Annotated in this window: 2 rRNA genes; both read left to right on the top strand. The window is 54.1% G+C overall.

Annotated features, from left to right (window positions below):
• Positions 1–86 (top strand): 23S ribosomal RNA (locus IU476_RS37460); the annotation flags it as partial.
• Positions 87–154: 68 nt separating this feature from the next.
• Positions 155–255 (top strand): 5S ribosomal RNA (gene rrf, locus IU476_RS37455); the annotation flags it as partial.

The raw sequence follows: 255 nt of genomic DNA, 5'->3' as shown, positions 1-255 counted from the left end.
AACAGATTATTGGGTTGATAGGCCGGAACTGGAAGCGCAGTAATGTGTGGAGGTGACCGGTACTAATAGGCCGAGGGCTTACCAACGAAGGTGTTACGCGTCCACTGTGCGGTATCTGAAACAACACACGTTTGTGTGGATAGTTTCATAGAGTTACGGCGGTTATAGCGGTGGGGAAACGCCCGGTCCCATTCCGAACCCGGAAGCTAAGCTCACCTGCGCCGATGGTACTGCACTCGACAGGGTGTGGGAGAG

Source organism: Nocardia blacklockiae, assembly GCF_015477355.1.
Taxonomy (GTDB): Bacteria; Actinomycetota; Actinomycetes; order Mycobacteriales; family Mycobacteriaceae; genus Nocardia; species Nocardia blacklockiae.
Note: the sequence above shows the minus strand (reverse complement) of the source record. Positions and strands in the feature narration are given on the sequence as shown.